21 protein-coding genes are annotated in these 23356 nt (G+C 71.8%); 4 read left to right on the top strand and 17 right to left on the bottom strand.

Translation table 11 applies throughout. The features are described 5' to 3' along the window. The first annotated feature begins 99 nt into the window (after nt 1-99). Together M8C17_RS25825 and M8C17_RS25820 are read left to right on the top strand one after the other, a co-directional pair. Complete coding sequence (locus M8C17_RS25825; protein WP_252419152.1) at nt 100-984, top strand: peptidylprolyl isomerase; 885 nt, start codon at nt 100-102, stop codon at nt 982-984. A gap of 58 nt (nt 985-1042) precedes the next feature. Further along, entirely contained in the window at nt 1043-1882 is an 840-nt protein-coding gene (locus M8C17_RS25820; RefSeq protein ID WP_252419151.1) for a peptidylprolyl isomerase, read from the top strand. 61 nt (nt 1883-1943) lie between these two features. On the opposite strand, the gene M8C17_RS25815 is transcribed toward M8C17_RS25820, so the two are convergent. The 8 genes from M8C17_RS25815 to ruvC form a co-directional block, all read right to left on the bottom strand. Next, complete coding sequence (locus M8C17_RS25815) at nt 1944-4469, bottom strand: bifunctional (p)ppGpp synthetase/guanosine-3',5'-bis(diphosphate) 3'-pyrophosphohydrolase (protein WP_374559155.1); 2526 nt, start codon at nt 4467-4469, stop codon at nt 1944-1946. A 170-nt stretch (nt 4470-4639) separates the two neighbouring features. Continuing rightward, on the bottom strand, nt 4640-5206 hold the full coding sequence (locus tag M8C17_RS25810) for an adenine phosphoribosyltransferase (RefSeq protein ID WP_252419150.1): 567 nt from the start codon (nt 5204-5206) through the stop codon (nt 4640-4642). Between the two features lie 107 nt (nt 5207-5313). Further along, nucleotides 5314-6507 (bottom strand): protein translocase subunit SecF, encoded by a 1194-nt coding sequence (secF, locus tag M8C17_RS25805; protein ID WP_252419149.1) that lies wholly within the window; start codon nt 6505-6507, stop codon nt 5314-5316. A 1-nt stretch (nt 6508) separates the two neighbouring features. Continuing rightward, the gene (gene secD / locus M8C17_RS25800) at nt 6509-8419 is read right to left on the bottom strand and encodes a protein translocase subunit SecD (protein ID WP_252419148.1); all 1911 of its coding nucleotides are present in this window, start codon (nt 8417-8419) and stop codon (nt 6509-6511) included. Nucleotides 8420-8700: 281 nt separating this feature from the next. After that, nucleotides 8701-9057: a preprotein translocase subunit YajC gene (yajC, locus tag M8C17_RS25795; protein WP_252419147.1), complete on the bottom strand. Its 357-nt coding sequence runs from the start codon at nt 9055-9057 to the stop codon at nt 8701-8703. Between the two features lie 122 nt (nt 9058-9179). Beyond that, nucleotides 9180-10247 (bottom strand): Holliday junction branch migration DNA helicase RuvB, encoded by a 1068-nt coding sequence (gene ruvB, locus M8C17_RS25790; protein WP_252419146.1) that lies wholly within the window; start codon nt 10245-10247, stop codon nt 9180-9182. A gap of 55 nt (nt 10248-10302) precedes the next feature. Then, nucleotides 10303-10905 carry a Holliday junction branch migration protein RuvA gene (gene ruvA / locus M8C17_RS25785; protein ID WP_252419145.1) on the bottom strand — a complete coding sequence of 201 codons (603 nt, stop codon included), beginning with the start codon at nt 10903-10905 and terminating at the stop codon, nt 10303-10305. After that, the gene (gene ruvC / locus M8C17_RS25780; RefSeq protein ID WP_252419144.1) at nt 10902-11429 is read right to left on the bottom strand and encodes a crossover junction endodeoxyribonuclease RuvC; all 528 of its coding nucleotides are present in this window, start codon (nt 11427-11429) and stop codon (nt 10902-10904) included. Before ruvC ends, ruvA begins: the two co-directional genes overlap by 4 nt. Nucleotides 11430-11643: 214 nt before the next feature. On the opposite strand from ruvC, the gene M8C17_RS25775 reads away from it, so the two are divergent. Both M8C17_RS25775 and M8C17_RS25770 read left to right on the top strand, forming a co-directional pair. Next, complete coding sequence (locus tag M8C17_RS25775; protein ID WP_252419143.1) at nt 11644-12426, top strand: 3-hydroxybutyrate dehydrogenase; 783 nt, start codon at nt 11644-11646, stop codon at nt 12424-12426. Continuing rightward, the gene (locus M8C17_RS25770) at nt 12426-14360 is read left to right on the top strand and encodes a helix-turn-helix domain-containing protein (protein WP_252419142.1); all 1935 of its coding nucleotides are present in this window, start codon (nt 12426-12428) and stop codon (nt 14358-14360) included. The genes M8C17_RS25775 and M8C17_RS25770 overlap by 1 nt, the downstream gene beginning before the upstream one ends. A gap of 61 nt (nt 14361-14421) precedes the next feature. Here the strand turns inward: M8C17_RS25770 and M8C17_RS25765 are convergent, their stop codons facing one another. From M8C17_RS25765 to M8C17_RS25725, 9 genes are all read right to left on the bottom strand, one after another. Beyond that, complete coding sequence (locus M8C17_RS25765; RefSeq protein ID WP_252419141.1) at nt 14422-15030, bottom strand: TetR/AcrR family transcriptional regulator; 609 nt, start codon at nt 15028-15030, stop codon at nt 14422-14424. Nucleotides 15031-15041: 11 nt separating this feature from the next. Next, complete coding sequence (locus M8C17_RS25760) at nt 15042-16610, bottom strand: MFS transporter (RefSeq protein ID WP_252419140.1); 1569 nt, start codon at nt 16608-16610, stop codon at nt 15042-15044. Nucleotides 16611-16818: 208 nt separating this feature from the next. Next, nucleotides 16819-17454, bottom strand: coding sequence for a transcriptional regulator (locus M8C17_RS25755; protein WP_252419139.1), 636 nt, complete (start codon nt 17452-17454; stop codon nt 16819-16821). 77 nt (nt 17455-17531) lie between these two features. Further along, complete coding sequence (locus M8C17_RS25750) at nt 17532-18545, bottom strand: branched-chain amino acid ABC transporter permease (protein ID WP_252419138.1); 1014 nt, start codon at nt 18543-18545, stop codon at nt 17532-17534. Next, nucleotides 18542-19423, bottom strand: coding sequence for a branched-chain amino acid ABC transporter permease (locus M8C17_RS25745; protein ID WP_252419137.1), 882 nt, complete (start codon nt 19421-19423; stop codon nt 18542-18544). The genes M8C17_RS25750 and M8C17_RS25745 overlap by 4 nt, the downstream gene beginning before the upstream one ends. Before the next feature lie 12 nt (nt 19424-19435). Further along, the gene (locus tag M8C17_RS25740; protein ID WP_252419136.1) at nt 19436-20686 is read right to left on the bottom strand and encodes an ABC transporter substrate-binding protein; all 1251 of its coding nucleotides are present in this window, start codon (nt 20684-20686) and stop codon (nt 19436-19438) included. A 51-nt stretch (nt 20687-20737) separates the two neighbouring features. Next, nucleotides 20738-21430 carry an ABC transporter ATP-binding protein gene (locus M8C17_RS25735; RefSeq protein WP_252419135.1) on the bottom strand — a complete coding sequence of 231 codons (693 nt, stop codon included), beginning with the start codon at nt 21428-21430 and terminating at the stop codon, nt 20738-20740. After that, on the bottom strand, nt 21417-22178 hold the full coding sequence (locus M8C17_RS25730; protein ID WP_252419134.1) for an ABC transporter ATP-binding protein: 762 nt from the start codon (nt 22176-22178) through the stop codon (nt 21417-21419). Before M8C17_RS25730 ends, M8C17_RS25735 begins: the two co-directional genes overlap by 14 nt. A gap of 310 nt (nt 22179-22488) precedes the next feature. Further along, nucleotides 22489-23331 carry a LysR family transcriptional regulator gene (locus M8C17_RS25725; protein WP_252419133.1) on the bottom strand — a complete coding sequence of 281 codons (843 nt, stop codon included), beginning with the start codon at nt 23329-23331 and terminating at the stop codon, nt 22489-22491. Between the last annotated feature and the right edge of the window lie 25 nt (nt 23332-23356).

Here is a 23356-nt window from a genome sequence, read left to right as displayed (position 1 = left end):
CCGTACACTCTGGCGGGCGTGTGGCGCGGCACACGTGACGCCTGACGGGCCGGGACGCCCGGCCGCCGGCGACGACCAGGTAGAGGAAGGGGAGCACGGGTGGCTTCCAGCAGGGACCGGCAGCGCAAACTGGCGCGGGCCAAGCTCGACCGGCAGTTGGCCCGCCGGGCCGCCGCCACGCGGCGCCGTCGGCAGATCCAGGCCGGTGTCGGCGCCGCCCTGGTCCTCGTGCTGATCGTGGCCGGCTCGGCCTGGGCACTCGGGGCGTTCGACTCCGACCCGAAGCAGAACACGGCCGCCGAGGACGTCTGCCTCTGGACGCCGCAGGACGCGACGGCCAACACCAACCTCAAGGACGTCGGCACCCCGGAGACCAAGGGTCTGCCCACCGACGGCACCCGGGCGATGACCGTGACGACCAACCAGGGCGCGCCGATCACCGCCGAGCTGAGCCTCACCAACTCCCCGTGTGCCGCGGCGAGCATCGCCCACCTGGCGAGCCGGTCGTTCTACGACAACACCAAGTGCCACGAGATCACCGCCGACGGCGCTCTGCGCTGCGGTGACCCCAGCGGCACCGGCCTCGGCGGCCCCACGTACTCGTTCTACAACGAGGACGTGCCGACCGTGCCGTCGGCGTCGCCGTCGGCCACCCCGGCGCCCGGCCAGCCGCCCACGTACCCGAAGGGGACCGTGGCCATGATCTCCAACCCGCCGGGCAGCAACGGCAGCCAGTTCCTGATCTTCTTCAAGGACTTCACCACCACCGACCCGAAGTTCCCGGTCATCGGCCGGGTGACCGGCGGGCTCGACGTGGTGGAGAAGATCGGTGCCCTGCCGACCGTGGACAATGGGACGGGGGCCAAGGTCAAGCCCAAGACCGACGTGGTGATCCAGAGCCTCACCGTTGGTGAGCCGGTCACCGCCGCGGCACCGTCGCCGTCGGCCTCCGGCGCCCCGGCCAGCAGCCCCAGCGCCGGCTGACCGGTCACCCCACCCACCCGAGCGGCACCCAGCAGCAGACAGCCAGGAGGATCCAGGCGTGACGTCCACCAGAGAGCGGCAGCGCGCGGCGGCACGCGCCCGGCTCGAGAAGGAGATGGCCGAGCGCGCGGCCAAGGCCCGCAAGCGCCGCCAGACGCAGGCGATCATCGGCGCGGGCGCCGCGCTGGTGCTCGTGGTCGCCGGCACCGTGTGGCTGGCCATGAGCCTCGGCGGCGACGACGACAAGACCGACACCGCCGCCCAGGCGCCCGGCGCGTCCGAGTGCGTGTTCAACCAGCTTCCCGCTGACCAGCGGAGCCCGCAGATCAAGGACGTGGGGCTCCCGAGCAACCAGCAGTCGGGCACCGGGGTGCAGACCATGACGATCGACACCAACCTCGGCCCGATCACGGCCAAGGTCGACCGGTCGCTGGTGCCGTGCACGGCGGGCAGCTTCACCTACCTCGCGGAGAAGAACTTCTTCGACAACACCAAGTGCCACCGCCTGGTGACCGAGGGCATCAAGGTGCTGCAGTGCGGCGACCCGAGCGCCACCGGCAACGGCTGGCGGCAGACCGACGGCATGGGCGGCCCGAGCTACAAGCTGCCCGAGGAGAACCTGCCCACCGAGAAGCGCCCGCCGTACCCGGAGGGCGTCATCGCGATGGCCAACTCCGGCCAGCCGGGCAGCACCGGCAGCCAGTTCTTCATCGTCTACGGCGACTCGCCGCTGGACCCCGCGTACACCGTGCTGGGCACCGTCACCGGTGGCCTGGACATCGTCAAGGACGTGGCCAAGGCCGGCGACGACGGGGCGTTCGCCCAGCAGGCCGGCGGTGGCCACCCGAAGAAGGAGGTCATCATCAAGGACCTCGCGATGAGCCCGCCGCAGGGCTGACACCCGCAGCGAACGACGAAGCGCCCGCCGGCTGAGCCGGCGGGCGCTTTCGTGTCGGGGGTCAGGCCCCGGAGGTGACCCGGTACGCGTCGAAGACACCGTCGACCTTGCGGACCGTGGCCAGCAGGTGGCCCAGGTGCTTCGGGTCGGCCATCTCGAAGCTGAACCGGCTCACCGCCACCCGGTCGCGGGTGGTGGTGACGGTGGCGGAGAGGATGTTGACCCGCTCGTCGGAGAGCACCCGGGTGACGTCGGCCAGCAGCTTGTGCCGGTCGAGTGCCTCCACCTGGATGGCGACCAGGAACGTCGAGGCGGAGGTGAGCTTCCAGCTGACCTCGACCACCCGCTCGCTCTGCGCCCGCAGGTCCTCGGCGTTGGCGCAGTCGTCGCGGTGCACGCTCACCCCGCCGGAGCGGGTGACGAACCCGAAGACCGAATCCGGCGGAACCGGCGTGCAGCAGCGGGCCAGCTTGATCCAGACGTCGCTGACGCCGCGGACCACCACGCCCGGGTCGCTGCTGCTCTGCCGGCTGCGCGGCGGCCGGGTGGCGACGGCGGTCTCGGCGATGTCCTCCGCCGCGCCCTCCTCGCCGCCGTACGCGGCCATCAGCTTCTGCACCACCGACTGCGCGGAGACCTGGCTGTCGCCGACCGCCGCGTAGAGCGAGGCCACGTCGGCCAGGTGCAGGTCCCGGGCGATCGACATCAGCGCGTCGGAGGTGAGCATCCGCTGCAACGGCATGCCCTGCTTGCGCATCGCCTTGACGATCGCGTCCTTGCCGGCCTCGATCGCCTCCTCGCGCCGTTCCTTGTTGAAGTACTGGCGGATCTTCGTACGCGCCCGGGGGCTCTTGACGAAGCCCAGCCAGTCCTGCGTCGGGCCGGCCGTCTCGGACTTCGACGTGAAGATCTCGATCACGTCGCCGTTGGACAGCGTCGACTCCAGTGGCACCAGCTTGCCGTTGACCCGCGCGCCGATGCACTTGTGCCCGACCTCGGTGTGCACCGCGTACGCGAAGTCCACCGGCGTCGACCCGGTGGGCAGGGGGATGACGTCACCCTTCGGGGTGAAGACGTACACCTCCTGGCTGGACAGGTCGAAGCGCAGCGCGTCGAGGAACTCGCTCGGGTCGGCCGCCTCCCGCTGCCAGTCCAGCAACTGCCGCAGCCAGGTCATCTCGTCGATGTGCGCCGGCGGGCCGACGATCTGGGTGCCCTTGTGCTCCTTGTACTTCCAGTGCGCGGCGATGCCGAACTCCGCGGTGCGGTGCATCGCGTAGGTGCGGATCTGCATCTCCACCGGCTTGCCGGTGGGCCCGATGACCGTCGTGTGCAACGACTGGTACATGTTGAACTTGGGCATGGCGATGTAGTCCTTGAACCGGCCCGGCACCGGCTGCCAGTTGGCGTGGATCACGCCCAGCGCCGCGTAGCAGTCCCGCACCGTGTCGACCAGGATCCGCACACCGACCAGGTCGTAGATGTCGTTGAAGTCGCGACCCCGCACGATCATCTTCTGGTAGATCGAGTAGAGGTGCTTCGGCCGACCGGTCGTCTCCGCCTTGATCTTGGCGGCCTTGAGGTCGGTCTGCACCTTCTGGGTCACCTGCCGCAGCAGCGCCTCACGCTGCGGCTGGTGCTCCCCGATCAGCCGGTTGATCTCCTCGTACCGCTTCGGGAACAGCGTGCCGAAGGACAGATCCTCCAGCTCCCACTTGATCGTGTTCATACCCAGCCGGTGCGCCAGCGGGGCCAGGATCTCCAGCGTCTCCTTGGCCTTCTGCTCCTGCTTGGGCCGGGGCAGGAAGGTCAGGGTGCGCATGTTGTGCAGCCGGTCGGCCAGCTTGATCACCAGCACCCGCGGGTCCTTGGCCATGGCCACGACCATCTTGCGGATCGTCTCGGCCTTGGCCGCGTCGCCCAGCTTGACCTTGTCCAGCTTCGTGACGCCGTCGACCAGCAGGGCCACCTCGCCGCCGAAGTCCGCGCGCATCTGGTCGAGCGTGTACTCGGTGTCCTCGATGGTGTCGTGCAGCAGCGCGGCGACCAGCGTGGTGGTGTCCATCCCCAGGTTGCCCAGGATGGTGGCCACGGCGAGCGGGTGCGTGATGTACGGGTCGCCGGACTTGCGGTACTGCCCGGAGTGCCACCGCGCGGCCGTGTCGAAGGCACGCTGGAGCAGCCGGACGTCGGCCTTCGGGTGGTTGTCCCGGTGGCTCGCGATGAGCGGCTCCAGCACCTCGCTGACCTGCGAGGTCTGCCAGGGCGCGTTGAAGCGGGCCAGACGTGCCCGCACCCGCCGGCCGGTGGGCGCGTTGGACAGCCCGAAACCACCGCTCGGTGCGGGGTCGAGGCCGGCGTCGGTCGGGAACGGGACCACGACACCGTCGGCACCGGGCGACGCCTCGGCGGCGGCCGGCACGGCAGCGGCCGGAAGCACCGCGCCCTCTGCCGGAGCCCTGCCGGAGCCGTTGCCGGCGCCCGTCACCCGGGCCGGCGCGTCACCGTTCCGGTCGGTCACCGAGCCGTCAGCGTCGCCTGTCGGGTGCACCGTGCCCTCCACCGGAGGGACGACATCGTGGGACACCGGCCTCCTCACCGCTCGCCGGAAACACACCGGCCGTACGTCGGCCGGCCTGGTCTCGCGCCGCCGGACGGCGTACCGCCGGCGTCAGCAAAGGGCAATGCTACCCGCACGGACGGTCCCCTGCCGCTCCGCCGGACGGTCGGCGCCCGCTCCGCCCGACGGGTCGGGCCTCAAACGGTCAGCAGGGCATGCACCGGACGCGGGGCCAGCCGTTCGCGGGCGCCCAGGAAGGCCAGCTCCAGCAACACGGTGAACCCGGTGACGGTGCCGCCGGCCCGCTCGACCAGCTCCAGCGTCGCCTCGGCGGTGCCGCCGGTCGCCAGCACGTCGTCGACCACGAGCACCCGGTGCCCGGCCGTGAAGGCGTCCTCGTGCACCTCGAGGGTGGCCTCGCCGTACTCCAGCGCGTAGGAGACCGAGTGCGCCGGGCGCGGCAGCTTGCCGGCCTTGCGCACCGGCACCACACCCACCCCGGTCGCGTACGCGATGGCCGCCGCGACGACGAACCCGCGCGCCTCGATGCCGACCACGACGTCGAAGCTGTCCCGCCCGTGGTGGTCGATGATCCCGTCGATCACCTCGCGGAAGACCTTGCCGTCGGCGAACAGCGGCATCAGGTCCTTGAACAGGACACCGGGCTTGGGGAAGTCGGGCACGTCCAGCACCCGGCTGGCCACCAGTCGGGCGGCCTCCGGGCCGCTGTCCCCGCGCGGCGCGGTGCTGTGGGTCTCCGTCACGGCTGTTCCGCTTCCCTTTCGACGACGACGGCGTCCGGCGATGCTGCTCGCACAGCATGCCGGACGCCGTTCGGGCGTTTCCTCCCGGGTCTGACCCCGGCTGCCGGTCAGCGCCGCTTGGCGCCGCCCGGCCGGTTGCCGCCGCCACCCGGGCGACCGCCTCGGGCACCGGTCGGCCGCTTGCCCGCCGGACGGGCGCCCACCTTGGGGGCGGCACCGGCCAGCGCGGCGGCGTCCTGGTCGATCGGGGCGTCGGCCCCGTCGGCCTGCGCCGGGCTCGGGGCGCCCTTCGGCGTCACCTCGCCACGGGCCAGCGAGCCCCGGCGGGCCAGCACCCGCTTGTTGTGCGCCTGGATCCGCGGGTCGTAGTTCTTCAGCAGCGCCAGCAGGGGCGTGGCCACCAGGATGGAGGTCAGGAACGCCACCGCCATACCGACGAACAGCACCAGGCCGAGGTCCTTCAGCGTGCCGGCGCCGAGCAGGCCGGCGCCGATGAAGAGCAGACCACCGACGGGCAGCAGGGCGACCACCGAGGTGTTCAGCGACCGCATCAGGCTCTGGTTGACGGCCAGGTTGGCCGCCTCGCCGTACGTCTGGTTGTTGTTGGCCGTGATGCCCCGGGTGTTCTCCTGCACCTTGTCGAAGACCACCACCACGTCGTAGAGCGCGAAGCCCAGGATCGTGAGGAAGCCGATGATCGTCGACGGGGTCACCTCGAAGCCGACCAGCGAGTAGATGCCGGCGGTGAGGATCAGGTTCATGAACAGCGAGGAGACGGCGGCGACCGCCATCCGCCACTCGAAGCGCAGGATCAGGTAGACCATCACCAGCGCGATGAAGATGACCAGACCGAGCACGGCCCGCTCGGTGACCTGGCTGCCCCACGCCTCGCTGACCTGGTTGCTGCTGATCTGGTTCGCGTCGATGCCGAGGTCCTCGGCAATCTGGGCCTTGACCGCGTTGGACTGCTCGACGCTGAGCTGCGCCGTACGCAGCTCGTAGGAATCCCCACCGGGGCCGCCGACCTTCTGCGCGGTGGCCACCTCGACGCCGGTGTTCTCGGCGGCGAGGGCCGAGTTGACCTCCCGCTCGGCGTCGTCCAGGGTGCCGACGCTGGCCGGCACCTGGAACGAGTTGCCGCCGGCGAACTCGATGCCAAGGCTGAAGCCGCGTAGCCCGAAGCTGAGGATCGCGATCAGGATCAGGACCCCGGCGACGCCGAACCAGAGCTTGCGCCGACCGACGACGTTGAGACCGGCCTCGCCGTTGTAGAGGCGGCTCGCCAGACCGTTTTCAGCCATCTCAGGCCTCCTTGGCGCGCGGGTTGCGGGGCTGAGTCTGCTGGGTGCGGGCCGGGAGTGCCCGGCCCAGACCGCTGACCCGCGGGGACAGGAACGCCCGGGTCCGGGCGAACATCGTCATGATCGGGTGCCGGAAGAGGAAGACCACGACCAGGTCCAGGACGGTGGCCAGGCCAAGCGCGAACGCGAAGCCCTTGACCGTGCCGACCGAGACCACGTAGAGCACCACCGCGGAGAGCAGGGTGATCGCGTTGGCCGAGATGATCGTCCGGCGGGCCCGGATCCAGGCTCGGGGCACCGCGCTGCGCGGGCTGCGCCCTTCCCGGATCTCGTCCTTCAACCGTTCGAAGTAGATGACGAACGAGTCCGCCGCCACACCGAGCGAGACGATCATGCCGGCGATGCCGGCGAGGGTGAGCGTGAAGCCGATCTGCCGGCCGAGCACCACCAGCGCGCCGAAGACCAGCAGCGCGGAGAGGATCAGGCTCAGGAAGATCACCGAGCCGAGCAGCCGGTAGTAGAAGAACGCGTAGATGATGACCAGCAGCATGCCGATGCCGGCCGCGAGCAGACCGGCGCGCAGGTGGCTGGCACCCAGGGTCGCGGTGACGTTCTGCGACTCCTGCGGCTCGAAGGTCACCGGCAGCGCGCCGTAGCGGAGCTGGCCGGCGAGCGCGCTGGCGTCCTTCTGGGTGAAGTTGCCGGTGATCTGGGAGTTGCCGGTCAGCACGCCCTGGATCTCCGGGGAGGAGACGATCTCGTTGTCCAGCACGACGGCCACCCGGCACTTGCCGTCCTGACCCAGCGCGGTCGCGTCGCAGGCCTGGCCCTCGTTGTTGAACGCCTCACGGGTCAGCGCCGTCCACTTGCCCTGGCCATCGCCGGTGAAGTCCAGACTGACCACCCAGGCGTTGGTCTGGTCGAGCACCGCGTCGGCGTCGCTGACGTCGGTGCCCTCGACCTTGGCCTGGTCGAGCAGGTACTTGGAGGCGCCGTCCTCGCAGGAGACCACCTGCTGCTTCGGGTCGGAGATCGACGCCGGCGGGCGCTTGTCGAGCTGCGCGCAGCCGATCGTCGGCACGTTGAACTGCATCTGCGCCGGCAGCACCGCCACCTCCTGCGGCGACAGCGTGCCGAACGGCTTGAGCTTGTCGGCCAGCGACGGGTCGGCGGTCAGGTCGGCCGGGGCCTGCAGTCCGCTGGCGGCCTGCCAGGCGGGGGCGCCGACCTTCTGCTCGACGGCCTTGCGCTGCTCCTCGATGCTGGCCGGCACCGGCTCCTCGCTGGCGCTCGGCGACGGCGCGGCGGCACTCGCCGAGGCCGACGGGGTCGGCGTGGCGCTGGCGCTGGGCGCCGGGGCCATCCCGCCCTGCCCGCCGCTGGGCGACGTGGTCACCTTCGGAGCGGCGCTGCCCGACGGGCTCGGCGACACGCTGCCGGACGGGGCCGGGGACGCGCTGCCCGAGGGGGCCGGTGTGGCGGCCGGCGGCGGCGCGGCGGCCACGCCGCTGCCGTCGGCGGCCTTGAGCACCTTGCGGAAGCGCAGCTCGGCGGCGTCGCCCACCTCAGTGAGGTCCCGGTTCTCGCCGGGCAGGGAGATGACGATGTTCCGGTTGCCCTCGGTGACCACCTCGGCCTCGGCCACGCCGAACGCGTTGACCCGGCTCTCGATGATCTGGCGGGCCTCCTCGAGGTTCTCGGCCGTCGGGGGCCTGCCGTCGACGCTGTTGGTCGCCTCCAGTGTCATTCGCGTCCCGCCGATGAGGTCCAGGCCGAGCTTAGGCTCGAGCCGGTCCTTCAAGCTGCCGCTGGCGCCGCCCGCGAAGAACACCAAAAGGTAGAGGACGACGAAGATGAACCCGAGCACGGCGAGCTGCCGGCCGGGCCGCATCTGTCCCTGAGGTGGTGCCACGGTTGTCCTGTCTCCCTGTACGGTCGCGCCGCTGCGCGCGGCGGCGGCGGGTGTCGGGCCGGGGGTCCCGGCCGACGGGTCTGACCTGGGCCGGCGGGGGTGCCGGCACGGTGGCCGGACGCGCCGGCGTGGGACGCCGACGGTCACGGGAACGTGCCGACGTCCGGCGTCGACCCAACTATCCAGTTTTCACGTCGCGTCCGCTGCCCCGTCGGGCGCGGTGCCCCCGGCGGCCGACGTGACCGGCCGTACGCCGGACCCGCCACCGCCGGGAGAGGGCGTCACTCCTTGACGGTGTCCGCGTCCTCGGTGGCCGGCTCGCTCGGCAGCTCCGCGCGGGTGACCACCCGGGCGATGGCCGGCCGGGCGTAGCGGGTCTGCACGCCCGGAGCGACCTCGAGCAGGACGGTGTCGTCCTCGATGCCGGTGACCGTGCCGTAGAGCCCGCCGATGGTCACGACCTCGTCGCCAGGGCCGAGGTTGGACTGCATCGACTCCGCCTCGCGGCGGCGCTTCTGCTGGGGGCGGATCATCATGAAGTACATGACCCCGAAGAGCAGGGCGATCATCAGGATCGGCGTGAAGCTGCCGGCCCCGCCACCCGCTGCTGCGTAATGCACGGTTACTGACCTTCCCATTGGCCACCTGCCCGGCACGGGGGGTGCCGGAGCGGAGGCGGATTCTCACGTCCTGTACAGACCGCGGCGAAGTCTAATCCCTGCACCTGAGAACACCGAATGCGGTGCAGATCACGTTCACATCACGGCTGATCGGCATCCAACGAGAACAGATCGGGTGCCGGTGGGACATCCACCCCAAATGTACCATTCGGCGGAGTACGTCCGAGATGCCGCCAGGCGGCCTCGGTGGCCACCCGACCGCGTGGGGTACGGGCCAGCAGGCCCGCGCGGACCAGGAAGGGCTCACAGACCTCCTCGACCGTGTCCGGCTGCTCCCCCACCGCCACGGCGAGGGTGGACAGCCCCACCGGGCCACCGCGGAACGAGTCGACCAGCGCGGTCAGCACCGCCCGGTCGAGCCGGTCCAGACCCAGGGCGTCCACGTCGTACACGGTCAGAGCCTTGCGGGCGGTGCCCAGGGTGACCACCCCGTCGGCCCGCACCTCCGCGTAGTCGCGGACCCGGCGCAGCAGCCGGTTGGCGATCCGCGGGGTCCCCCGGGACCGGCCGGCGATCTCCGCCGCGCCGTCGGCAGTGATGGGCACGCCGAGAATCCGCGCCGAGCGGTGCAGCAGCGTCTCCAGGTCGGCCGGGGCGTAGAAGTCCAGGTGCGCCACGAAGCCGAAGCGGTCGCGCATCGGGCCGGTCAACAGGCCCGACCGGGTGGTCGCGCCGACCAGGGTGAACGGCTCGACGTCGAGCGGGATGGCGGTCGCGCCCGGGCCCTTGCCGACCACCACGTCGACCCGGAAGTCCTCCATCGCGCTGTAGAGCAGTTCCTCGGCCGGTCGCGCGATCCGGTGGATCTCGTCGATGAACAGCACGTCGCCCTCGGCGAGGCTGGTCAGGATGGCCGCCAGGTCACCGGAGCGCTCGATCGCCGGGCCACTGGTCACCCGGATGCCCGCACCCAGCTCGGCGGCGACGATGTTGGCCAGGCTGGTCTTGCCCAGGCCGGGTGGACCGGAGAGCAGGATGTGGTCCGGCGGGGAGCCCCGCCGCATGGCGCCCTGCAGCAACAGGTCGAGCTGGTCACGGACCCGGTCCTGGGCGATGAACTCGGCCAGCCGGCGGGGCCGGACGGTGGCCTCGACGTCCCGGTCCGCGTCGCTCACGTACGCCGAGACGAGCCCTTCGGTCTCGCTCACCGCGTCTTCTTCATTCGCGACTGCGGGGCTCGCAAACCCGGCTCACTCCTCGCGCTCATCGGGTGCGACCCAGCAGGCGGATGGCCTGCCTGAGCAGGACCGGCACGGGCGGGGTCTCGCCGTCGACGGTCTCCGCCACCGCGGCCACCGCCTGGTCGGCCTGCCCGGCCGTCCAGCCCAGCCCGACCAGCGCCTGGCGGACCTGCTCGGGCCAGCTACCGCCGGTCACGCCACCCGCGCCGTCGGCACCGATGGCCACCGGACCGATCCGGTCGCGCAGCTCCAGCACCAGGCGCTCGGCGCCCTTCTTGCCGATGCCGGGCACCCGGGTCAGCGCGGCGACGTCGGCGTTGGCGATCGCCTTGCGGACCGCATCGGGGGTGTGCACGGCCAGCACCGCCTGGGCCAGCCGGGGGCCGACCCCGCTGGCGGTCTGGAGCAGCTCGAACAGCGCCTTGGCGTCGTCGTCGGCGAAGCCGTAGAGGGTCAGCGAATCCTCCCGGACCACCAGACTGGTGGCCAGCCGGGCGGTCTGACCGACCCGCAGGTCGGCCAGCGTCCCCGGGGCGCAGTGCACGGCCAGGCCGACACCGCCGACCTCGATCACGGCCTGGTCCGGACCCGTCGCGGTCACCGTGCCGCGCACGCTGGCGATCATCGTGCTCCTCCTCGTCGTACCCGGTCGGCCGCCGCGGCCAGCTTGGAGCGGGTCCCGCCGCGCCACACGTGACAGATGGCCAGGGCGAGCGCGTCGGCGGCGTCGGCCGGCTTGGGCGGCTCGTCCAGCCGCAGCAGCCGGGTCACCATCGCGGTGACCTGCGCCTTGTCGGCCTGACCGGACCCGGTCACCGCCGCCTTCACCTCGCTCGGCGTGTACGTCTGCACCGGCAGCCCGGCGCGCGCCCCGGCCAGCACGGCGATGCCGCTGGCCTGCGCGGTGCCCATCACGGTGCGCACGTTGTGCTGGCTGAACACCCGCTCGACGGCGACGCTCTCCGGCTGGTGCTCGGCGACCAGCTTGGTCAGCGACCGGTCCAGGTGTAACAACCGCAGCGGCAGCTCGTCGGCAGGGTCGGTGTAGACCACGTAGTAGGCGATCAGGGTGCAGGGCCGGCCGGGCACACCCTCGACGACGCCCACGCCGCACCGGGTCAGCCCAGGGTCGACACCAAGAACCCGCACGCCACCCCTCCCCAACCATCACCAGTACGTGTGTTCGACACCCTACTGCCCGCCCTCCCACCCGCCTCAACAGACACGCCAGCCCCTGTCGATCAAGGAGTTGTGGTGGGCGGCAGGCGAGGGTCGGTCGCGAGAGGGGCCACACAGCTTTGGCGTGGAGTATGTGTTGCCGGCCCATGTGCCCGGGGCCACACAGCTCGTAACTTCTTGCGCCATGACGGCAGAACCCGTGGCGGTCCCCCACGTCGTACAGGTCGACCTCGCCGGTCGTACCGCCCTGGTCACCGGGGGCGGCAGCGGCATCGGGCGAGCGTGCGCGCTGCGACTGGGCGCGGCCGGCGCCAAGGTGCTCGTGGTGGACCGCAACCTGGAGGCGGCCAAGACGGTGGCCGCCGAGGCCGGCGGCCGGGCCGAGGGGGTCGACCTGGCCGACGCCGCCGCGGTGGACCGGCTCGACGTCGACGTGGACATCGTGGTCAACAACGCCGGGCTCCAGCACGTGGCGCCGTTGCAGGACTTCCCCGTCGAGCGCTTCGAGTACATCCAGCGGGTGATGGTGGAGGCGCCGTTCCTGCTGATCCGCCGCGCGCTGCCGCACATGTACACCCGGGGCTGGGGCCGGATCATCAACATCTCGTCGGTGCACGGGCTGCGCGCCTCGCCGTACAAGGCGGCCTACGTCTCGGCCAAGCACGCCCTGGAAGGGCTGTCGAAGGTGGTGGCGCTGGAGGGCGCCGCGCACGGGGTGACCGCCAACTGCATCAACCCGGCGTACGTGCGGACCGCGCTGGTGGAGAGCCAGATCGCCGACCAGGCGGCCAGCCACGGCCTGCCGGAGGCCGAGGTGATCGAGAAGATCATGCTGGCCCGGGCCGCGATCAAGCGACTGATCGAGCCGGAGGAGGTGGCCGAGCTGATGGCGTACCTCTGCTCGTCGCCGGCGGCGTTCATCACCGGCGCGTCGATCGCGCTCGACGGGGGCTGGACGGCGAACTAGTGGGCCCGAGCACAATGTCGACCATGTCGTCGCCGGTGGAGTTCCTGGAGCTGCTCGCCCGCGAGGCCGCGGCGGTCGAGTTCGAAGGGCCGCTGGTGGCCGCGCGGGCCGCCGGGCTGCCGGCCGACCGGCTGGCCGAGTTGGAGCAGGCCAAGACGGTGGCGCTGCGGGTACGCGCGCTGCTGGAGCGCCGGCGCCGCCGGGAGACCGAGCTGTCCGGCCTGTACGACACGGTCAGCGACCTCGCCGGGCTGCGCGACCTGGACGACGTGCTGCGGGCGATCGTGCACCGCGCCCGCAACCTGCTCGGCGCCGACGTCGCCTACATGACGCTCAACGACGACGAGCGCGGCGACACCTACATGCGGGTCACCGACGGTTCGGTCTCGGCCCGTTTCCAGCGGCTGCGGCTGCCGATGGGCGCCGGCCTCGGCGGCCTGGTGGCCCAGTCGGGCGCCCCCTACGTGACGGCGAACTATCCGGAGGACGAGCGCTTCCACCACACCGGGGAGATCGACGCCGGGGTCGGTGAGGAGGGCCTGGTGGCGATCCTCGGGGTTCCGCTGCGGCTCGGATCCACCTCGATCGGGGTGCTCTACTCGGCCAACCGCTCGGCCCGGCCGTTCGCCCGGGAGGAGGTGGCGCTGCTGGTCTCCCTGGCCGCGCACGCCGCGGTGGCGATCGACACCGCGCGGTTGCTGGCCGAGACCCGCTCGGCGCTGGCCGAGCTGTCGGCGGCGAACACCACCATCCGTGCGCACAGCAGCTCCGTGGAGCGGGCGGCGGCGGCACACGACCGGATGACCGGGTTGGTGCTGCGCGGCGGCGGGGTGGAGGACGTGGCGGCCGCGGTGACCGAGGTGCTGGACGGGGCGCTGCTGGCGTTGGACGCCGAGGGCCGACTGCTGGCCCGGGTCGGCGAGATCGACGAGCCGGACCGGGCGGACATCGTCGAGGCGGTGGCCGCGTCCCGCACCGAGGGACGCAGCGTGCGCCGGGGTCCGCTCTGGTACGCGGCCGTGGTGGCGGGCACGGAGAACCTGGGCGCCCTGGTGTTGCGCCCCGACGACGAGCTGGTCGACGCCGACCAGCGGATCCTGGAGCGGGCCGCGCTGGTGACCGCGCTGCTGCTGCTGTTCCGCCGCACGGTGGCCGAGGCGGAGGGGCGGGTACGCGGGGAACTGCTGGACGACCTGATCGCCCGGCCGCTGCGCGACACCGACGCCCTGCGCAGCCGCGCCCGCCGGCTGGGGGTGGACCTGGACGCGCCGCACGTGCTGGTGGCGGTGGGCGACGACGCGATCGCCGCCACCGGCTCGGCCCGGCAGCGGGTGTTCTCCTGGGCCACCACGTACGCCTCGGCGCGGGGTGGGCTGGCCGCGGCGCGCGACGGCCGGGTGGTGCTGATGCTGCCCGGGCGGGACGCCGGTGGCAGCGCCCGTGCGGTGGCCCGGGACCTGTCGCGGGTGACGGGCCGGCCGGTGACGGCCGGGGCGAGTGGCCCGTCGACCGGGCCGGCGTCGCTGGCCGGCACGTTCCAGGAGGCGGACCGCTGCCTCACGGCGCTCGGCGCGCTGGGCCGCTCCGGCCAGGGGGCGAGCACCGCGGAGCTGGGCTTCGTGGGGCTGCTGTTGGGCACCGTGGGTGACCGGGGCGAGAAGGATGTCGCCCAGTTCCTCACCGCCACGGTCGGGCCGGTGGTCGACTACGACGCCCGGCGGGGCACGGCGCTGGTGAAGACGCTGGAGGCGTACTTCGGGGTGGGCGGCAGCCTGGCCCGGGCCGCCGAGCAGCTGCACGTGCACGTCAACACGGTGACCCAGCGGTTGGAGCGGGTGGGGCAGCTGCTCGGCGCCGACTGGCAGCGGCCCGAGCGGGCGCTGGAGGTGCAGTTGGCGCTGCGCCTGCACCGGCTGCGCGCCCCGATCAGCTGACCCGGCCCGCCAGCCCCGGGTCCACCGGGCCCGGACCAGCGGCCCGCGCCCGGTGGTCGGGTCAGCGGGCCTGGATGCCCGCCAGCACGGTGTCGACGACCTGCCGCGGCAGTGTCTGCTCGTCCAGTTCCGGGTTCCACTGCAGCACCCGCTGGATCAGCATCGGGCCGGTGAGCAGCGCCATGGTGACCTCCAGGTCGAGGTCGGGCCGGAGGATCCCCTCGCTGATGCCCCGCTGGAGCACCTCGCGCATGAGCTGCCGGCGCGGGGCGATGATGTTCTGGTAGAGCCGGAAGTGGTCCGGGCTGCGGTTCACCTCCGGCACCAGGCAGGGCATGATCTTCGACGCGCGCGGGTCGACGTTCTTGCCGATCGCGCCGACCAGCAGGATCAGATCGTCCCGGACGGAGTGCCCCTCGGGCTGCGGCAGGATGCCCTTGAGCCGGCGCAGCGCGTCCAGCAGCAGGGTGTCCTTGCCGGCCCAGCGGCGGTAGATGGTGGCCTTGCCGACCCCGGCGCGGGCGGCGATCGCCTCGATCGAGAGCGCCTCGATGGTGCTGCCCTCGGCCAGCAGGTCGAGGGCAGCCTCGATGATCGCCTCGTCGGCGCGGAGGCTCCGCGGTCGCCCGGGCGACCGCGGAGCATCGGCGGTGGAGGTCATGTCGGACATTGTCCCCGAACCTAGGCCGTCCCGGCCAACTCGGGCTCGGCGGCCGGCGCCGCCGGTACGGCGGTCGCGACCTCCCGGCCCGGCATCCAGCGCAGCACCACCAGGATCCCGAGTGCGGCGACGACCGCGGAGAGCGCCGCCGCCCAGTGCATGGCGGTGACGAAGGCGTCGTTGGCGGCCGAGATCAAGGCCGGGGCCGCCGGGCCGAGCTGCCCGGCCGCCGCGTACGCCCCGGAGATCGACTCGTTGGCGGCGTCGCGGGCCTGCGCGGGCAGGCCGGTCAGCGCGCCCTCCACGTCGGCCCGGTAGACCGCGGAGAGCACCGAGCCGAGGACCGCCACGCCGAGCGCGCCGGCCACCTGGCGGACGGTGTTGCTCACCGCGGAGCCCACGCCGGCCTTCTCCCGGGGCAGCGCCGACATGATCGACTCGGTGGCCGGCGGCATGATGTTGGCCATTCCGACGCCCTGGAAGAAGAAGACGACCAGCACGACCCAGATCGGGGTGGATTCGCCGATGAAGGCGAACGCGGCCAGTGCCGCCGCGGTCAGTGCCAGCCCGACGGTGGCGACCGCCCGGCCGCCGTAGCGGCGGACCATGGCGGCGCTGCGCGGCGCGAAGATCAGCTGTGCGCCGGCGAAGGGCAGGAAGAGCAGACCGGTCTGCAGCGGGCTGTAGTCACGGACCAGTTGCAGGTAGAACGAGCTGAAGAACATCACGCCCATCGCGGCGAAGAACACCAGGCCGACGATGGCCACCGGAGCGGCGAAGCGGGGCAGCTTGAACAGACGGACGTCCAGCGACGGGTGGTCGCTGCGCCGCTCGTGCTGCACGAACCAGCCCAGCACCGCCAGGCCGGCCACGATCGAGCCCCAGGCGACCGGCCGGCCGAAGCCGTGCTCGCCGCCGTCGATGATGCCGTAGGAGAGGGCGACCAGGCCGACCACGGAGAGCAGGACGCCGAGCACGTCGACCCGGCCCGGGCGCGGGTCACGCGACTCGGGCACCAGCAGCGCGACGAGGACCACGCCGGCGATGACCACCGGCACGTTGATCAGGAAGACCGAGCCCCACCAGAAGTGCTCCAGCAGCGCGCCGCCGAGGATCGGGCCGATCGCCACGGCCAGCCCGACCGCGCCGGCCCAGACGCCGATCGCGCGACCGCGCTCCCGCGGGTCGAAGACGTTGGAGATGATCGAGAGCGTCACCGGCATGATGGCCGCGCCGCCGACCCCCATCAGGGCGCGGGCCGCGATCAGCTGGGCCGGGTCCTGCGCGTACGCCGAGAGCAGCGACGCCAGCCCGAACAGCGCCAGACCGATCATCAGGAAGCGCTTGCGGCCGGCGCGGTCGCCGAGCACCCCGAAGGTGAACAGCAGCCCGGCGAAGACCAGCGTGTAGGAGTTGATGGACCACTCCAGCTCGCCCTGGCTGGCGCCGAGGCCGTGCACCGGGTCGGCGAGGGTGCGCAGGGCGACGTTGAGGATCGTGTTGTCGAGGACGACCACGAGGAGGCTGATGACCAGCACCCCCAGGATCGGCCACCTCCTCGGGTGGCCCGTGTTGTCGTGCAGCTCCATGCCCGGTTCTCCCCCCGGTTCACCCGCGACCGCAATACGATACGGGTCAGACTCGTAACCGGGACAGCCTACGGGCGGCATTAACGATACGGAACCGATCCGTATCGTATGTGGTGGGCGTCACGCCAATTCGGCCACCCGCTCCCCCGATCCCGGTCGGCATCCGAACCGTCGGGGGCGTCTCCGCGCCCCCGGCGAGCCGCCGACATCAGCCTTGTCGCGGGGCGGCCAGGCAGGCGGCCACCGCGGCCGGCAGCGTCCGCAGGTGGGTCGCCGGCGCGGCGAGCGGCTCGATCCAGCCGGGCCCGGCGCCGTACACCCGCAGCAGCGGGAAGCCCCGGGCGAAGCGCACCAGGCGGTACGCGCGGCCGGTGACCGGCGTCTGCGACCACAGCACGACGGTGTGCGGGCGTGCCCGGTACACCGCGCTGTTCATCGCGGACCAGGGCAGCGCGGGGCCGAGATGCAGGCAGCCACGACCCTGCTCGCGCAGCGCGGCGGCGAGGGCGTGCAGACCGAGGCAGTGCGCCTCCTGCTCGGCCCCGGCCAGCAGCACCCCACCGGTGGGCAGCGACCGGCCGCCCGGCTCCCGGCGGTGGACGTCCAGCCCGACCCGCACTCCCTCGCAGAGGGCGTGCTCGATGGCGATCTCGGTGGCGGTGCGCCCCGGCAACCGGGCCAGCAGCGGCCGGCAGACCTGCTCCCAGAGCGCCGGTACGCCCCAGACGTCGGCCAGCTCCAGCAGCACGGTGGCGACACGGTTGCCGTCCAGGTCCTCGGCCGCCAGAAAGACGCGCTTGTGCGCGGTCTCCACGGCGTCCGCCGGCATCGGATCGGTCAGCACCAGACGAACCCCCGGGTAGACGTTTCCTACCCGGGGGTTCGCTGAAACGGCGCGCGGTGGATGCGCCGTCGCGGGATTTACCGGCGGCGTGCCGCCAGCCGGCGGGCCAGCGCGGCGGCGCTGCCCCAGATGCCGCGCCGGAACAACACCACCACCAGGACGAAGATGCCGCCGGTGACCAGCCCGATCGCCTCGAACCCGGAGAAGGACAGCCAGTCCTCCAGCCGGACCACGATCCCGGCGCCGAGCACCCCGCCCCAGAGCGTGCCGATCCCGCCGAGCACCACCACGATGACGGCCTTGCCGGAGGTGGTCCAGTGCAACACGTCCAGCGAGACGAACCGGTGGCCGACCGCGAACAGCCCGCCGCCGAGGCCCGCGATGAACCCGGAGAGCACGAACGCGGTGAGCTTGTAGCGGTGCACCGGGTACCCCAGCGCCCGGGCCCGGGCCGGGTTGTCCCGGATGCCGACCAGCACCCGGCCGAACGGCGAGTGCACGATCCGCCAGGCACCGGCCAGGCCGAGCAGCACGATCGGCAGGATCGCGTAGTAGAAGTAGTAGTCGTCGGTGAGGTCCCAGCCGAACAGGTCCCGGGGCACTCCCTGCAGGCCGTTCTCACCCTGGGTCACCGAGCGCCACTCGTTGGCCACGTAGTAGACCATCTGGGCGAAGGCCAGGGTGACCATGGCGAAGTAGATGCCGGTCCGCTTCACGGCCAGGTAGCCGATCGGCACCGCCAGCACGGCCGCGGCCAGCGCCCCGGCCAGCACCGCGAGGGGGAACGGCAGGCCGGCGTGGATGGCCACCAACCCGGTGACGTACGCCGAGGTGCCCCAGAACGCGGCGTGCCCGAAGGACATCAGCCCCGTGAAGCCGAGCAGCAGGTCCACCGCGACGGCGAAGAGCGCCCAGCAGAGGATGTCCACCGCCACCGCCGGGTAGAGGCCGTTGGGCAGCCAGATCGCCACCAGCAACCCGACGGCGAGCAGCGCGTACCGGACCCAGCGCGGTGCGCGCACCACGGCGACCAGCCCGGAGGGCGGGGCCGGACGCGCCGCCTCGGCCGTGGTGTCCACAGTGCTCGTCATGCCGGTGCCTCCTCACGGCCGAACAGACCCGCCGGCCGCCACAGCAGCACGACGGCCATCACGACGAAGACGATGGTCTGCGACACGATCGGGAAGTTGGACAGGTACGCCTCGCCCCACGCCTGGACCAGACCGATGCCGAAGCCGGCGGCGACCGAGCCGAAGATCGAGCCCAGCCCACCGATCACCACCACCGCGAAGACCACGATGATCAGGTCGGCGCCCATCAGCGGGTTGACCGCGCGCATCGGCGCGGCCAGCACACCGGCGAGCCCGGCCAGGCCGATGCCGAAGCCGAAGACCGGGGTCACCCAGCGCCCGACGTCGATGCCGAACGCCCGGGTCAGGTCCGGCCGCTCGGTGGCCGCCCGGACCACCATGCCGATCCGGGTACGGGTGAGCACCCACCACACCGCCACGCAGAGCAGCACGGCGAAGCCGAGGATGAACACCCGGTACGTCGGGAAGTCGAAGAGCCCGAAGTTCACCGTCCCGCTCAACAGCGACGGGGTGGCGTACGGGCTGGACTGCACGCCGTACCGCAGCTTCACCAGGTCCTGCAGGATCAGCGTCAGGCCGAAGGTGAGCAGGAAGTTGTAGAGCGGGTCGAGTCTGGTCAACCGGTGGATGACCGCCCGCTCCAGCGCCATGCCGAGCAGACCCAGCCCCACCGGCATGATCACCAGGGCCGCCCAGAACGGCACGCCCGCCTCGGTGAGCAGCACGTACGCGCCGAACGCGCCGAGCATGTAGAACGCACCGTGGGCGAAGTTGACCACCCGCAGCATGCCGAAGATGACCGCGAGCCCGAGGGCGAGCAGGGCGTAGAACGCCCCGCTCACCAACCCGTTGAACGTGTTCTGCGCGAATCCGCTCACAGCGTCACACACTCACAGCTTGCAGTCCGCCGACGGCGCGCGGAACGCCTCCGCGGCGGGGATCGTCTTGAGCACCTTGACGTAGTCCCACGGCTCGGCCACCTCGGACTGCGGCTTCACCTGCGCCAGGTACGCGTCGTGCACCACCCGGTGGTCCTCGGCACGGATCTTGCCGTTGCGCAGGAAGACGTCCTCGACAGTCTTGCCCTCCAGGCCCTTGACCACGGCGTCCGCGTCGTCGGTGCCGGCGGCCTGCACCGCCTCCAGGTACTGCAGGGCGGCGGAGTAGTTGGCCGCGTGCGCGAACGTCGGCCGGGTGCCGGCCTTCTGCTGGAACCGGTCGGCGAACTCCCGGTTCTTCGCGTCGAAGTTCCAGTACCAGGCGTCGGTGTAGGTGGTGCCGGCCAGCGCGGCCGGGGTGAGCGAGTGGATGTCGGTGAGGAACATCAGACCCACCGCGAGGCCCACGCCCTTGTCCCGCAGCTTGAACTCGTTGTACTGCTTCACCACGTTGACCAGCTCGGCGCCGGCCTGCATGGTGCCCAGCACGTCGGGCTTCGGGTTCAGCGTCGGCGCCTTGAGCAGGAACGTCGAGAAGTCGCCGCTGGTGTTCGGGAACGGCGCGCCGTCCTTGCCGACGACCTTGCCGCCGGCCGCCGTAATAGCGGTGGAGAAGCTCTTTTCCATGTCCTGGCCGAAGGCGTAGTTCGGGTACAGGATGTACCAGTTCTTGCCGATCTGCTCGGTGGTGGTCTTGCCCGTGCCGTTGGCCAGCATGTACGTGTCGTAGGCGTAGTGGAACGTGTACTTGTTGCAGCTCTTGCCGGTCAGGTCGGTGGTCGCCGCGCCGATGTTGAAGTAGAGCTTCTTCTTCTCCTTCGCCACGTCGGCGACCTTCAGCGCCGCCGACGAGGTCGGCACGTCCAGGATCAGGTCGACGCCCTTGCGGTCGTACATCTCCTGGGCCTTGGAGTTGGCCACGTCCGGCTTGTTCTGGTGGTCGGCGGTCTCCACGGTGATGTCCTTGGTCACCGCCTTGTCGCCGTACTTGGCCGTGAAGTCGGCGATCGCCATCTCCACCGCCGTCACCGAGTTCTTCCCGGACAGCTCCGAGTACGCCCCGGACTGGTCGTTGAGCACGCCCAGCACGATCTTGTCGCCGGTCAGCTTCTGGTCGCCGCCCGACTGGGGTCCACCGCCGCCGCAACCGGCGACCAGCACCACCGCGGCCGACACCGCGGCCACACCCACCGTCCTGCGCATGCTCACTCCATCCATTCCGCGCGTCGTCGCGCGGGTCGTCGTTGAGACAATTCAGATCCCGAGGTACGCCAGCAGCTCGCGTTCCCGCGAACGCACCTCGGAGTTGTCCATCGCCTCCGCGACACGTCCCTCGGCCAGCAGGTAGTGCCGGTCGGCGACGCCGGTGGCGAAGTGCAGGTTCTGTTCGACCAGCAGCACGGTCACCCCGTGCCGCTTGGCCTCCCGCAGCAGGTCACCGACCTGCTGCACGAGCAGTGGGGAGAGCCCTTCGGTGGGCTCGTCGCAGAGCAGCAGCCGGGCGCCCATCCGCAGCACCCGGGCCAGCGCGAGCATCTGCTGCTCGCCGCCGGAGAGCATCGTGGCCGCCGAGTCGCGGCGGGTGTAGAGAGCGGGGAACGCCTCGTACACCCGCTCCAGCGACCACGGGTCGGGGCCGACCGTGGGAGGCAGGGTGAGGTTCTCGGTGACGGTGAGAGTGGCGTAGCTGCCCCGGTCGTCCGGCACCCAGCCCAGCCCCAGCCGGGCCCGCTTGTGCGCCGGCAGCTTGCCGACGTCGCGCCCGTCCAGCTCCACCGTGCCGCGCTGACCGGGGTGCAACCCCATCACGCAGCGCAGCAACGTGGACTTGCCGGCGCCGTTGCGCCCGACCAGGGTGACCACCTCGCCGGCGGCGACCTCCAGGCTGACGTCGCGCAGCACCTGCGCCTCGCCGTACCAGGCGGAGAGGTTCTCAATGCGCAGCATCAGCGGCTCCCAGGTAGGCGGTGATCACACGCTCGTCCGCGCGGACCTGCTCGTACGGGCCCTCGACGAGGACCTTGCCGGCCTGCAGCACGGTGACGGTGTCGGCGAGTCGGCCGACCACGCTCATGTTGTGCTCGACCATCACCACGGTCCGGCCCTCGCGCACCCGGCCGATCAGCTCGACGGTGCGGTCGACGTCCTCGAGGCCCATCCCGGCGGTCGGCTCGTCGAGCAGCAGCACCTTCGGGTCCAGCGCGAGGGCGATGGCCAGCTCCAGGGCCCGCTTGCGGCCGTACGCCAGCGACTCCGACGGGGCGTCGGCCAGGTCGGCCAGCCCCACCATGGCCAGCAGTTCGTCGGCACGCTCGGTGTAGCGGCCCATCAGCTTCGCCGAGCGCCAGAACCGCCAGCCCAGCCCACTGGACGACTGCAGGGCCAGGGCGACGTGTTCCCGGGCGGACAGCTGCGGAAAGAGGCTGGTGATCTGGAACGAGCGCGCCACGCCGAGCCGGGCTACCTGCTCCGGAGGCAGCCCCGTGACGTCCCGCCCGGCCAGCTCGATCCGCCCGCCGCTGGGCCGCAGAAAGCCGGTGAGCAGGTTGAACAGGGTGGTCTTGCCGGCGCCGTTGGGGCCGACCAGCGCGTGCACGCTCTCCGGCGCGACGTCGAGGTCGACGTCGTCAACGGCCCGGAAGCCCCGGAAGTCGCGGGTCAGCCCACGGGCCGACAGGAGCGCTTGCCCGGCCATCGCCTCATCCTCCGCAGGGTCACGGCGACGGTCGGTTCGGTGACCGTGGTCACAGGGCCGTCGCGTGGACGAAACCTACGGCGGGCCGCGGGAGTCGAGCCATGTCGGTCAGCTCCATATTCGACCCGCAGGTGACGTGTGCGGGAGCCACTTGCTCGTGCCGCCGACTCGACCAGGCCCCCAGGTTGATGATCCACAACGCCCAGCGGAAGGCCCCAACCCCATGCCCGTCGGCTTCACCATGGCGATCGTGGTCGCCGTCGCACTGGCGGTCAGCGCCGTCCTGGCTCTCGTCGCACGCGCGCGAGGCTCAGACCATCCGACGCAGCGCGGTCTCCACGGCATCGATCAGCGGGTCACCCTCCGTCCGGGGGTGCCGTGCGAGACCGAGTTCGACGTCCGGCAGCACAGGCAGGGCGTCCGCGTCGTGGCAGGCCATGACCGGTTCGAGGTTCGCGGGCATGACCGCCGCGACGCCGAGCCCGGCCCGTACCGCGGCGAGCACCCCGACCAGGCTGTTGCTCTCGAAGGCCACCCGCCAACGCCGACCGGCACCTTCCAGCGATTCCAGGACGGACGTACGCCAGAAGCACGGGTTCGAGAACAGCACCACCGGCAGCGGATCGGCGGTCACGTCCACACCGTGGCCGACCGCCCAGACGAGCGGGCGGCGCACCGTCCAGCGGGGCGGCGCGGGGATGTCCGGCACCGCGTCGAGCACGAGTTGGACGCGGCCCGCGTCGTAGGCCTCCCGCATGGCGGCGTTGGAAACGTTGAGCACCTCCAGCGTCGCGCCGGGGTGCAGCCGGGCGAGGTCGGCGAGGGCCTGCGGCAGCTGGGCCGCGGCGAGGTCCTCGAGCAACCCGACGCCGCAGTGGCCGGTCAGCGCGCGTCCGGTTTCGGTGAGTGCCTGTGCGCAGAGCGAGAGGATGCGTTCGGCGTACGGCAGGAGTTCCTCACCCGCCCGGGTCGGCGAGACGCCGGACGGCGACCGGTGCAGCAGCGGACGGCCGACGACGCTTTCGAGCCTGCGCAACTGCTGGCTGAGAGCGGGCTGGGTATGCCCGAGCGCGGTCGCGGCGCGGCTGATGCTGCCCGAGCGTACGGCCGTGACGAACGACCGTAGCAAGGCCGTTTCCAGATCTCTTGCCATAAGCGGTCATTATGCCAACCCCAAC

The organism is Micromonospora sp. RHAY321 (assembly GCF_023896955.1).
Lineage (GTDB): Bacteria > Actinomycetota > Actinomycetes > Mycobacteriales > Micromonosporaceae > Micromonospora.
Note: the sequence above shows the minus strand (reverse complement) of the source record. Positions and strands in the feature narration are given on the sequence as shown.